The sequence below is a fragment of the Bradyrhizobium sp. UFLA01-814 genome (assembly GCF_046718885.1).
In the GTDB taxonomy this organism is placed as follows: Bacteria; Pseudomonadota; Alphaproteobacteria; order Rhizobiales; family Xanthobacteraceae; genus Bradyrhizobium; species Bradyrhizobium elkanii.
Window position 1 is genome coordinate 1 of sequence record NZ_JAQOSR010000228.1, and the last position, 11,205, is coordinate 11,205.

An 11,205-nucleotide genomic window follows, 5' to 3' on the forward strand; every position below is an offset into this window, starting at 1 on the left:
TCCAGCCAGCATGGTGAATCAGAAACACACTGATTTGGGAATCCCAAATCGATTCAACCTAAACCCATCCCGCTTTAACGCATCGCCCCGGAACGACGACACTAAGGCGTGCGTCGAAACCTCAAATACGCCGCCTTGCGCCCCTCGCGCTCGGCCTTGGCGCCGTAGCGCGTCATCGTGTAGTTCGGCCACGGCTGTTGCCAGTCGATCGCGCGCTCGGCGAGCCAGGCGAAGTCAGGTGAGCGCATCAGATGCGCCAGTGTCCAGGCGCAGTAGTCGTCGATATCGCTGACGAAGCGGAATTCGCCGCCCGGCGGCAGCAGCCGCGTCATGGCAGTGACCGTCGCATCCTGCACGAAGCGCCGCTTCCAATGCCGCCGCTTCGGCCAGGGATCGGGATGAATCAGGTCGATGCGCGTGAGCGAATGCGTCGGCGCCCAGGCCAGCAGTTCGGCCGCGTCGCCGGCGAACAGGCGGATATTGCCGATATTGAGCGCCTCGATCTGGGTCAGGATCTTCGCCATGCCGTTGACATAGGGCTCGCAGCCGATGAAGCCGGTGGTCGGAAAGGCCTGCGCCTCCGCGATCAAATGCTCGCCGCCGCCGAAGCCGATTTCGAGCCTGACATTCTCGGTGCCGTCATCGAACAACTCGGTCAGCGCCTCGGGCGCGGGCGCCGAGATGTCGACGGCCAGATGCGGCAGCAGAGTGTCGATCAGGTCGGCCTGATGCGGGCGCAGCTTGTGGCCCTTGCGCCGCCCGAAGAACGAGCCGCGCGCATGCGCCATCGCGCCGTCGTCGGAGGAATCGCGATCGCCGCGGTCGCCTGGAGCCGGTGTCATCGCAGCGTTTGATAGAGACGGTGGAGCAGCCGCGCGCGCGGCTCGATCGACGAGATGTAGAGCTGCTCGTAATGGGTATGCGCGCCCTTGCCGTCGACGCCGAGGCCGTCGAGGGTCGCGGTGTGCGGGGCGGTGAAATTGCCGTCGGAGCCGCCGCCGGTGAACACATCCGCCAGCTCGAAGCCGAGCTCGGCGGCCAACCCCTTGGCGTGCTCGTAGAGCGCGGCGCCGGCGTTGCTTTTCTCATAGGGCGGACGGTTCAATTCGCCCGATATCTTCACGCTGACGCCCTCGGTGCGTGAGGTGATCCCGAGGATCTTCGGCACCAATTCGTCGGCGTCGGCCATGGTCGGCACGCGCATGTCGACTTCCGCATAGGCCTCTTCGGCGATCACGTTCGGCTTGGTGCCGCCGCGGACGACGCCGACATTGACGGTGACGCCGCGCTTGAGATCGTTCATCGCCTCCAGCGCCTGGATCACATTGCCGAGTTCCCGGATCGCGCTGCGGCCGTCCTCGGGGCGCGTGCCGGCATGCGCCGGCGCGCCCTTGATGAACACGTCGAAGCGCGCAACGCCCTTGCGTCCGGTGACGATCTTGCCGCCGTCGCGCGCCGGCTCGGTCACCAGCACGTATTTGGCCTTGCGCCCCTCGGTCTCGATCAGCGCCCGCGAGGTCGGGCTGCCGATCTCCTCGTCCGATACGTAGAGCTGCGTGATGCCGAGCGGCGGGCGCGCGCCGTCGGCGCAGGCCTGCCTGAACGCATGATAGGCGAGGTAGGCGCCGCCCTTCATGTCGTAGATGCCGGGGCCGAACGCGCTGTCGCCGTCGACCTTGAATGGTAACCGTTCGATGAATCCCATCGGATGGACTGTGTCGAGATGGCTCAGCACCAGGATGCCCGGCGCGTCCTGGCCCCAGGACGAGCGCGTCACCAGGTGATCGCCGCAGCCGTCGCGTCCCGCGATGCGCTCCACCGTGGCCGGCAGGTCGCGATAGCCCGACGCGACGAGATCGGCCAGCTTGTTGATCTGGTCGGGCCGCTCCGTCGGAGATTCGATCTCGACCCAGCGGCGGATGCCGTCGAGAATCACGACGGTTTCGAACGGATTGCTGGACATGCTGTTGTCGTCGCCTGTGAATTCGCTCTGTCATTGCGCGCACGCGCCAAAGCATGATCCGAAATCATGCTCAAACGAGGCGCTAAAGCGCGATGATGCTCAAGCTGAACTCATCGCGTTAGCGTACGCCGGAATGGCATATTCCAGATTTGACGATCGCTCAAACGGATATGGCTGAATCAGACCTGCTCGGCCGCCTCGCGCGCCGCGATCTGCTCGACCAGTTCGACGATGCTGCGGCGGAGCTTGGCGTCCGCAATCCGCGTGAAGGCGCGGGTCAGGGCCAGGCCCTCGGCGGTTGCCAGAAAATCGGAGACATAGGTCGGCGAGGCGCCCTCGCTGAAGCCGTCGGCGGTCTTGACCCCGCTCGGGCCGCCGTCGAACAGGAAGGAGACCGGCACCTGCAGGATTTCGGAGATCTGCTGCAGCCGGCTGGCGCCGACGCGGTTGGTGCCCTTCTCGTATTTTTGCACCTGCTGGAACGTCAGGCCTAACGCCTCGCCCAGTTTCTCCTGGCTCATGCCGAGCATGATGCGTCGCATTCGGACGCGGCTGCCGACATATTTGTCAACAGGATTGGGCGCTTTGGTGGACATCTCCAACTCTCCTAAGGGATTGCGCGCCCGTGGATGAGGCAAGTTGGAAGTGGAGTATGCCTCAGGCGCCGGTGCCGTCAAATCCTGCAAGGAGGATCGGGACGAAATGCGGACAATTTGCGCAAAGGGGCTGACTTGGCTTGTGATTTCGCGTGGACCCGTACAATGCGAAGTGCACGGTCGATCTGTCAACTGGTGGAATCATACTGAGGTAAATTTCGACGTTTTTTCGGGTTCGCGACAACCGGCGATATGCGGTCGTCAGGGTTTTCGCCTCACAAACCGCCGCCGCAACACGAACGCCAGGGCTGTGATCACAATCACAGCGGCGGGGATGTTCCCGACACGCGCATAGATCGTCGGCGCGATGGCCGCCGGCAGGCCGGCATCGAGCACGCCTTCGATGCCGAGCCCGAGTTGTGCAACGATCCGGCCGACGGGGTCGATGACGGCCGAGATGCCCGTATTTGCGGCGCGGACCATCGGCAGGCCTTCCTCGATGGTGCGCAGCCGGGCCTGTTGCAGGTGCTGGTAAGGGCCGGTCGAGATTCCGAACCATCCGTCATTGGTGACATTGACGATCCAGCCGGGACGGTCGTCGCGGCTCACGACATTGCCGGGAAAGATCGCCTCGTAGCAGATCAGCGGAAGGGCGCGCGGTGCATTCGGAATATCGAGCGTCCGGCGGATCGTGCCGGGAATGTAGCCGCCCTGCACCTTGGTGAGCTGCACGAAGCCGACCTTCTCCATCCAGTCCTGGAACGGCAGATATTCTCCGAACGGGACAAGATGCAGCTTGTCGTAGACCGCGAGCACGCTGCCGTCGTGGTCGATGACGTAGATGGAATTATAGGCGCGCGTCACGCGGACGCCGGGCGGCAGATCGGGCGCGCGCACCGAACCGGTGATCAGCACGGTTCCCTTCGGCAGGAGGTCGGCGATCTGCGCCATCGCGTCGGCTTCCTTGGTCAGGAAGAACGGAAATGCGGATTCCGGCCAGATCAGGATGCTGGCATCCTTCACGCCGGTGGCGTGCGGCCCGGAGGCGCGATCCGACAGGGTGAGATATTTCTGCATCACCGCCGCCTTGGCGGAGTAGTTGAACTTGGCGTCCTGCTGCAAATCGGGCTGCATGATGCGCAGCTTGACGCCGTCGACCATCCTGGTCGGCTGCTGCGCGAGGCGGACCACGCCGAACGCCAGCATCGCTGCCAGCACCAGCACCGCCGCCACCGGGGCACGCCACGGCTTGCGGCCGCGCGAGGCGCCGTCGATCAGCACGGCCGGGCTTGCGAAGATCGCGACGGCCAGGAACGTCATGCCCCACAGCCCGATCAGCGACGCGGTCTGGGCCAGCGCCAGCGGCTCGGTCAATGCGTAGCCGAACCCATTCCACGGAAAGCCGCTGAGGAGATGGCCGCGCAGCCATTCCGAAATTGTCAGGTTGACCGCGAGCGCCAGCACGCGCGAGGCGTCGCGCGGCCAGATCAGCCGCGCCAGCGCGAAGCCGAACGCAGTGAACAAAGCGAGATAGGCAGGCAGGCCGAGCACCGCGAACGGCGTCAGCCAGGCGAAGGTGTCCGCATCGACGAAGAAGGCGTAGCCGATCCAGTACAGGCCCGGCACGAAATAGCCGAGGCCGAACCAGAACCCGGACAGCGCCGCGGCGGGCAGACCGCGCCAGCGGCCGGCCGCACTGCCGTCGATCAGCCAGACCGCGATGGAAAAGGTGAGAAACAGAACCGGCCAGGCGTTGAACGGCGCCATCGCCAGCGAAGACAGCGCGCCGGCCGTGAGCGCGAGGACGGCGCGTTTCCATCCCCAGGTCAGGATGATTGCAAGGCCGATCGATCGGAGCTTGTCGGACAGCCTCACTGCGGACCGGCTCCCTCGCCGGGCGGCGGCATGTTGTCGTTCGCCTGCGGGTTTCCGGAGTCCGGCGCCTGCTCGCGGCGCCGCTCGCGCTCCTTGCGCGGCGTCGGCCGTTCCTTGCGCGCGGTGATGCGCACGCGCTTGACCCGCCGCGGATCGGCGTCGAGCACCTCGACTTCGTAATTGCCGGGTCCCGAAATCACCTCGCCGCGCACCGGCAGGCGCCCGACGAACGATACGAGGTAGCCGCCGAGCGTCTCGACCTCCTCGCCGGCGTCGCCGATCACGAAGTCCTCGCCGATCACCGAGCGGACATCGTCGAGGCTGGCGCGCGCATCGGCGATGAAGGAGTTGTCCGGCTGGCGCACGATGGACGGCGGCTCGTCGGAATCGTGTTCGTCGTCGATCTCGCCGACGATCTGCTCGACGATATCCTCGATCGACACCAGTCCGTCGGTGCCGCCATATTCGTCGACCACCAGCGCGAGATGGATCCGCGAGGCCTGCATCTGCGCCAGCAGGTCGATCGCGCGCATCGACGGCGGTATGTAGAGCAGCTTGCGGATGATATTGGCTTCCGACAGCGGCAGCGCGAGGTCGACGCTGCGCAGATCGAGCCCGGCCGGGAACGGCTTCTTGCGCTTCGTCTTGGTCGCGTCGGTGACGCGGGCCTTCGCGGTCATGAAGGCGAGCAGGTCGCGGATGTGCACCATGCCCTCGGGGTCGTCGAGGGTTTCGTTGTAGACGACGAGCCGCGAATGCGCCGCGCTCTCGAACAGGCTCATCAATTCGCCGAGCGGGATGTCGCGCTTGACCGCGACGATGTCGGCACGGTGCACCATGACGTCGGCGATCCGCCGCTCGTTCAGCGACAGGATGTTGCGCAGCATGGTGCGCTCGATCGCCGAGAAGCCGACATCGTCGGGCGTCGAGGCGTCAAGCACCACCTGTAGGTCGTCGCGCACCGAGCCGGCCTTCCAGCCGAACAGGGTGCGGATCGCGCGCACCAGCCAGCCCTCGGCCGCCGGGCGCTGTACCTCGCCCTCGTGCACCACGGCGGGCAGGTTGCTCACGTTGCGCGGGTTGTCGTGGGTCGGTTCGGAATCCGGCATGTCAGGCGATCCGATCCGCATAGGGGTCGGGAATGCCGAGGGAAGAGAGGATCTCGCGCTCGAGCGCCTCCATGTCCTCGGCATCGTCGTCGTTCTCGTGGTCGTAACCGATCAGGTGCAGGAAGCCATGCACCGCGAGATGGCTCAAATGATGGTCGAACGGCTTCTGCTCTTCATCGGCTTCCCGCCGCGTCGTCTCATAGGCGATCGCGATATCGCCGAGCATGCGCGGGGCATCGTCGGGTCCGCCGGCGCCTTCCGGCTGCAGCGCCGGAAACGACAGCACGTTGGTCGGCTTGTCGATGCTGCGCCAGTTGGCGTTCAGGGTGCGGATACCGGCATCGTCGGTCAGCATCACCGCAAGCTCGGCGTCGGCGACATCGGCATCGGCGATCTCGGCGGCAGCCTCGATGGCGCGGTGGATCACCGCGTCGGCATTGGGCTCGGCCTGCCAGCATTCGGCGGTGACGAGAACCTCGGTTGCAGGAAAAGCAGACACGTTGGTTTCAAAATCTGCGTTATGGCCGGATCCCGCATCGTGCGGGCTCGCGGCCGAAGCTATTGGTCTCAAGATCTGGCGTTTGCCGGCTTTTGCGGCAATCCCTCATAGGCGGCCACGATGCGCGCCACCAATTCATGGCGGATGACGTCCTCGGCCTTGAAATGCACCTGCGCGATGCCCTCGACGCCGTCGAGCAGCTTCACGGCTTCCGTGAGCCCCGAGGCCTGGCCGTGCGGCAGGTCGATCTGCGACGGGTCGCCGGTGACGATCATCCGGCTGTTCTCGCCGAGACGCGTCAAAAACATCTTCATCTGCATCGTCGTGGTGTTCTGCGCCTCGTCGAGGATGATGGCGGCATTGGTCAGGGTGCGGCCGCGCATGAAGGCAAGCGGCGCGATCTCGATCTCGTTGCCCTGCAGCGCGCGCTCGACGACGCGGGCATCCATCAGATCGTACAGCGCGTCATAGATCGGGCGCAGATACGGATCGACCTTCTCCTTGAGGTCGCCGGGCAGGAAGCCGAGCCGCTCGCCGGCTTCCACCGCGGGCCGCGTCAGGATGATGCGATCGACCTCCTTGCGCTCGAACAACTGCGCGGCATGGGCGACCGCGAGCCAGGTCTTGCCGGTGCCGGCCGGGCCGATGCCGAACACCAGCTCATGCCGCTTCAGCGCGCGGATGTAGGAATCCTGCGCCGCGGTGCGGGCGCGCACCGGACGCTTGCGCAGATTGATGGTCTCGAAGGTCGGCTTGGCGGTCTTGTTGTCGAATTCGAACAGCGAGCCCTGCGCGATCACGGCGCGGATCGCGCCTTCGACCTCGCCCTGGTCGAGGTCGTGTCCCTCGACGGCCTGCGCGTAGAGCGTCTCCAGCACGCGCCGCGCCGCGTCGCAGCCGTCGCGGGAGCCTGCGATGGTCAGATGATTGCCGCGGGAATCGACCACGACGCCGAGCCGCCGCTCGATCAGCGCCAGATTTTGTCCGTAGGGGCCGACCAGCGCGGATGCCGCGCGGTTGTCGTCGAAATCGATGACGACCTGAGTTTCAGGGGGCCGGGTCTCAGGTGGCATTTGCATGTCGCGGTCAGGTTTGCGGCTGGGAGCGAGCGAAGACGAATCCGATGCGCTTTTGGGCAAGGATTTCAGGCTCCAATGGTCTGCGAAATGAGGCCGGGCGCGGGTCGCGGCGCGAGCTCGCCGATCAGGCTGTAGCGCTCGAGGCTGTCGATCCTCACCGGGAGGACCTGGCCGATGATGTCGGGCGACGCCATCACATGGGCGGGCTGCAGATAGGCGGTGCGGCCGACGATCTGGCCCGGATTGCGCGCGGCGCGCTCGAACAGCACATCGACCGTTGTGCCAATCGCAGCCCGGTTGAAGGCCGATTGCTGGCTGTCGATCAATTCCTGAAGCCGCCCCAAGCGCTCGTCCATCTCGGCTGCTGACACTGTCTCCCGCATCTCCGCCGCCGGCGTGCCCGGCCGTGGCGAATACTTGAATGAATACGCCGCAGCGTATCCGATTTGCGTGACAAGCGCGAGGGTGGCGGAAAATTCTTCCGCGGTCTCTCCTGGGAAGCCCACGATAAAATCTGATGAAAAAGCAATGCCTTGCCGTGCGGCGCGGAACCGGTCGATGACACGCCGGTAGTCATCGGCGGTATGTTTGCGGTTCATGGCGGCAAGGATCCGGTCCGACCCCGATTGCACCGGCAGGTGCACGAACGGCATCAGTTCGGGCAAATCGCGATGTGCCGCGATCAGGGCGTCGTCGACGTCGCGCGGATGGCTGGTGGAGTAACGCAGCCGCGTGACGCCTGGGATTGCGGCGAGCCGTTGCAACAATTTGCCGAGCGGCCAGACGCGGCCGTCGGGGCCTTCGCCGTGATAGGCGTTGACGTTCTGTCCGATCAGCGTGAATTCGCGCACGCCATTGTCGGCGAGCTGCTTCACATCGTCGATGATCCTGGCGACCGGACGCGAGACTTCCGCGCCGCGGGTGTAGGGCACCACGCAGAAGGTGCAGAACTTGTCGCAGCCTTCCTGCACCGTGACGAAGGCGGAGATGCCGCGGGCGCGGATCGCATCCGGCTTCGGCTGCGGCAGGAAGCCGAACTTGTCCTCGACCGGGAATTCCGTTTCCAGCGCGCGGCCGTTTTGTTTGGCGCGCTTCAAGAGCTCGGGCAGATGATGATAGCTCTGCGGCCCGACCACGATGTCGACGGTCGGCGCGCGATGGATGATCTCGGCGCCTTCGGCCTGCGCGACGCAGCCGGCGACCGCGATCTTCATCTCGCGGCCCGCCCGCGCGGCCTCGTCCTTGGCGACGCGCAGCCGCCCGAGCTCGGAATAGACTTTCTCCGATGCCTTCTCGCGGATGTGGCAGGTGTTGAGGATCACGAGGTCGGCGTCTTCGGCGCTCGCGGTCTCGACAAAGCCCTCGCTGGCCAGCGTGTCCGCCATGCGTTGCGCATCGTAGACATTCATCTGGCAGCCATAGGACTTGATGTGCAGCTTGCGCGGCGTCGTCATGGAACCCTGAGAGCGAAAAATGGAAACGGCGCCATCGGGGCGCCGAGGCTGAAATATAGCTTAAACCGGGGAAAATCCAGCCGTCCCGCCGGTCATTCCGGGATGGTCCGAAGGACCAGACCCGGAATCTCGAGATTCCGGGTTCGATGCTGACGCATCGCCCCGGAATGACCCTCCAGGGATCAGCCGGCGAGCGCTCTGGTACCCACCCGCGCGACCAAATCGGGCAATTGGCGCATATCGGCGAAGGTTACGGCCGCGCCGGCCTGGCGCAGCATCCCCTCATGTTCCGCCGTGCAATGGCTGCCGCCGTAAAAACCGAGCACGGTCATCCCGGCGGCGCGGGCGCCGGTGACGCCGGCCACGCTGTCCTCGATCACGACGCAGCGCGCGGGGGCGGCGCCCATCTGCGTGGCCGCGAACAGGAAGAGATCGGGCGCCGGCTTGCCGCGCTTGACCTGCGTGGCGGAGAAAATATGCGGTGCCAGCTGGTCGTAGAGCCCGGCGCAGGTCAGGCCGTGATGGATCTTTTCCGGCGTGCCGCTCGAGGCCACGCATTTCGGTAAGCCGAGCGCGGCGATCGCCTCGCCGACATGCGCGATGGCGCTGAGATCGTCGGCATAGAAGCTCAGCGTCGCGTGCTTGACCTCGGCCTCGAAGGTCTCGGGCAGCGCACGGCCGATCTCACTCTCGACGATCCGCCGCGCCTCGCGATCGGACACGCCGAGGAAGCGCTTCAGCACGCCATCAGGCGTAATCGGAAAGCCGTGACGCGTCAGCGTTTCCGCATGCGCGCGACAGGAGATCACCTCGCTGTCGACCAGCACGCCGTCGCAATCGAAGATGACGAGATCGAATGTCATGGCCGGGTGACGCGTTCCCGCACGCGCCTAGGACTTGCTGTCTTCGTCGAGCGGGACGCAATACAACTCGAGACGATGATCGACCAACTTGTAGCCGAGCTTGCGCGCGATCTCGGCCTGCAGCTTCTCGATTTCCTCGGAGGTGAACTCGATCACCTTGCCGTCGCGCAGATTGATCAGATGGTCGTGATGGCTCTCGGGCATCTGCTCGTAGCGTGCGCGGCCCTCGCGGAAGTCGTGGCGCTCGATGATGCCGGCATCCTCGAACAACTTGACGGTGCGATAGACGGTCGAGATCGAGATCTTGTCGTCGACCGCAACGCAGCGACGGTAGAGCTCCTCGACGTCGGGGTGATCCATGGCCTCCGCCAGCACGCGTGCGATCACGCGGCGCTGTTCGGTCATGCGCATGCCGGTCGCGGCGCAGCGCGCCTCGATGCCGGTATTCTTCTGCGCAGGCGTGATTTTCACCGTGGTCATGGGTTTCGGGCCGTATTCTTCAAGCCTTGGGTGGCAGAGCAGGGCGCTGTTCTGCCATCGCGCCGATGTTACGACAAGTCGCGCCGCATCAGAAGCGCGTTCAAATGTTCCCCGCCGGGCTGCTTGTAATAGCGTTCGCGGCGGCCGATCACGCCGAATCCGGCCCTTTCATAGAGGCGTCGTGCCGGCTGATTGTTCTCTTCCACCTCGAGGAAGATGGTGCGGATGCCGCGGCCGGCAAGATGGCCGAGATGGGTCAGCAGCAGGTCGCGCGACAGGCCGCGCCCGCGCTGATTGGAATCGATCGCAATCGACAGGATTTCGGCTTCGTCCGCCGCCATCCGTGACACGGCAAAGCCGATCACGTTGCGTCCCTGCCGCAGCCGGTGCACCAGCGTGTTGCGCTCGGTCAGCATCGCCTCGAATTCGCCCTCGCCCCAGCCGCGATGAAACGACGCGCCGTGCAATTGCGCGAGCCGCGCCGCATCGCGCAGCGATGCGGGCTCGATCGCGGGCGGACCGCCGCCCCACCATCGTGACAGCCAGCCGATCATGTCGATCGCGGCGTGCTGATTTCGAGCCGGTCCTTCGGCGGCTTGGCGTCGGGCGCGCGCAGATAGAACGGCCGCGGCGGCGCGGTCTCAGGATCCACGGCCGCGCCGATCCAGGCGACCCAGGTAATATCGGGCGCGGGCTGCCGGTCGACCTTGACCGGCGGTGCGGCGTCGGCGGGCCAGCGCTCGGCGAGGATATTGGCGGCGTTGCCGACCAGATGCAGCGCGCCGTGTTGGGAGGCCTCGAGCGCTTCCGCGATCGGCGCCACCTTCGGCTTGATGATCGGGCTGCCGTCGCCGCCGACCAGCTGGAAATAGACGTGATCATGCCGCGCATCGATCGCCGACAGGATCGCAGACGCGCCATTCTCGGCGACGACAGGCGCGGCGTAAGCGGCGAGCGTCGACAGTCCGACCACCGGCTTTTCCGCGGCCAGCGCCAAGCCGCGCGCCGCCGAGAGGCCGACGCGCAGGCCCGTGAAACTGCCAGGGCCGGTGGTGACGGCGATGCGGTCGAGCCCGGCAAAGCCGATGCCGCTCTCTTTCATCACCCGCGCGATCAGCGGCATCAGCGCCTCGGCATGGCCGCGCTGCATCGCCTGCGATTCAATGGCGATTGTATTGCCGGAGGTGGTGTCGAGCACCGCCGCGGAGCAGGCGTCGAGCGCCGTATCGATGGCGAGAATCATCATGGGAGGGCGAATAGTGAATAGGGAATGGCGAACAGGGGTCT

Annotated in this window: 12 protein-coding genes; all 12 read right to left on the reverse strand. The window is 65.6% G+C overall.

Translation table 11 applies throughout. The features are described from left to right. Positions 1 to 101: 101 nt before the first annotated feature. The 12 genes from trmB to tsaB all read right to left on the reverse strand — a co-directional run bounded on the left by trmB (position 102) and on the right by tsaB (position 11,164). On the reverse strand, positions 102 to 842 hold the full coding sequence (gene trmB / locus PMN64_RS39010) for a tRNA (guanosine(46)-N7)-methyltransferase TrmB (RefSeq protein WP_411784598.1): 741 nt from the start codon (positions 840 to 842) through the stop codon (positions 102 to 104). Then, positions 839 to 1,963 carry a M20 family metallopeptidase gene (locus PMN64_RS39015; protein WP_411784599.1) on the reverse strand — a complete coding sequence of 375 codons (1,125 nt, stop codon included), beginning with the start codon at positions 1,961 to 1,963 and terminating at the stop codon, positions 839 to 841. The genes trmB and PMN64_RS39015 overlap by 4 nt, the downstream gene beginning before the upstream one ends. Positions 1,964 to 2,142: 179 nt before the next feature. Beyond that, positions 2,143 to 2,559, reverse strand: coding sequence for a helix-turn-helix domain-containing protein (locus PMN64_RS39020; protein ID WP_016840389.1), 417 nt, complete (start codon positions 2,557 to 2,559; stop codon positions 2,143 to 2,145). Between the two features lie 261 nt (positions 2,560 to 2,820). Next, positions 2,821 to 4,434: an apolipoprotein N-acyltransferase gene (gene lnt / locus PMN64_RS39025; RefSeq protein ID WP_411784600.1), complete on the reverse strand. Its 1,614-nt coding sequence runs from the start codon at positions 4,432 to 4,434 to the stop codon at positions 2,821 to 2,823. Continuing rightward, the gene (locus PMN64_RS39030; protein ID WP_028343903.1) at positions 4,431 to 5,543 is read right to left on the reverse strand and encodes a hemolysin family protein; all 1,113 of its coding nucleotides are present in this window, start codon (positions 5,541 to 5,543) and stop codon (positions 4,431 to 4,433) included. Before PMN64_RS39030 ends, lnt begins: the two co-directional genes overlap by 4 nt. Before the next feature lies 1 nt (position 5,544). Further along, positions 5,545 to 6,042 (reverse strand): rRNA maturation RNase YbeY, encoded by a 498-nt coding sequence (gene ybeY / locus PMN64_RS39035; RefSeq protein WP_212057937.1) that lies wholly within the window; start codon positions 6,040 to 6,042, stop codon positions 5,545 to 5,547. A gap of 68 nt (positions 6,043 to 6,110) precedes the next feature. After that, complete coding sequence (locus tag PMN64_RS39040; protein ID WP_080686933.1) at positions 6,111 to 7,181, reverse strand: PhoH family protein; 1,071 nt, start codon at positions 7,179 to 7,181, stop codon at positions 6,111 to 6,113. A 5-nt stretch (positions 7,182 to 7,186) separates the two neighbouring features. Continuing rightward, positions 7,187 to 8,575 (reverse strand): tRNA (N6-isopentenyl adenosine(37)-C2)-methylthiotransferase MiaB, encoded by a 1,389-nt coding sequence (gene miaB, locus PMN64_RS39045; RefSeq protein WP_411784601.1) that lies wholly within the window; start codon positions 8,573 to 8,575, stop codon positions 7,187 to 7,189. Between the two features lie 182 nt (positions 8,576 to 8,757). Next, complete coding sequence (locus PMN64_RS39050) at positions 8,758 to 9,438, reverse strand: HAD family hydrolase (RefSeq protein ID WP_411784602.1); 681 nt, start codon at positions 9,436 to 9,438, stop codon at positions 8,758 to 8,760. Between the two features lie 27 nt (positions 9,439 to 9,465). Further along, the gene (locus PMN64_RS39055) at positions 9,466 to 9,918 is read right to left on the reverse strand and encodes a Fur family transcriptional regulator (protein WP_016840396.1); all 453 of its coding nucleotides are present in this window, start codon (positions 9,916 to 9,918) and stop codon (positions 9,466 to 9,468) included. Positions 9,919 to 9,986: 68 nt separating this feature from the next. Continuing rightward, a complete protein-coding gene (rimI, locus tag PMN64_RS39060) occupies positions 9,987 to 10,472 on the reverse strand; it encodes a ribosomal protein S18-alanine N-acetyltransferase (RefSeq protein WP_028343898.1) in 486 nt (161 codons plus the stop codon). Further along, complete coding sequence (tsaB, locus tag PMN64_RS39065) at positions 10,469 to 11,164, reverse strand: tRNA (adenosine(37)-N6)-threonylcarbamoyltransferase complex dimerization subunit type 1 TsaB (protein WP_028343897.1); 696 nt, start codon at positions 11,162 to 11,164, stop codon at positions 10,469 to 10,471. Before tsaB ends, rimI begins: the two co-directional genes overlap by 4 nt. Positions 11,165 to 11,205 lie beyond the last annotated feature (41 nt).

What these genes read in the sequence shown, in the direction of transcription:
- PMN64_RS39055 (WP_016840396.1), bottom strand. Translation starts at nt 9,918, where the DNA reads ATGACCACGGTGAAAATCACGCCTGCGCAGAAGAATACCGGCATCGAG.
- trmB (WP_411784598.1), bottom strand. Translation starts at nt 842, where the DNA reads ATGACACCGGCTCCAGGCGACCGCGGCGATCGCGATTCCTCCGACGAC.
- PMN64_RS39015 (WP_411784599.1), bottom strand. Translation starts at nt 1,963, where the DNA reads ATGTCCAGCAATCCGTTCGAAACCGTCGTGATTCTCGACGGCATCCGC.
- miaB (WP_411784601.1), bottom strand. Translation starts at nt 8,575, where the DNA reads ATGACGACGCCGCGCAAGCTGCACATCAAGTCCTATGGCTGCCAGATG.
- PMN64_RS39020 (WP_016840389.1), bottom strand. Translation starts at nt 2,559, where the DNA reads ATGTCCACCAAAGCGCCCAATCCTGTTGACAAATATGTCGGCAGCCGC.
- rimI (WP_028343898.1), bottom strand. Translation starts at nt 10,472, where the DNA reads ATGATCGGCTGGCTGTCACGATGGTGGGGCGGCGGTCCGCCCGCGATC.
- tsaB (WP_028343897.1), bottom strand. Translation starts at nt 11,164, where the DNA reads ATGATGATTCTCGCCATCGATACGGCGCTCGACGCCTGCTCCGCGGCG.
- PMN64_RS39030 (WP_028343903.1), bottom strand. Translation starts at nt 5,543, where the DNA reads ATGCCGGATTCCGAACCGACCCACGACAACCCGCGCAACGTGAGCAAC.
- PMN64_RS39050 (WP_411784602.1), bottom strand. Translation starts at nt 9,438, where the DNA reads ATGACATTCGATCTCGTCATCTTCGATTGCGACGGCGTGCTGGTCGAC.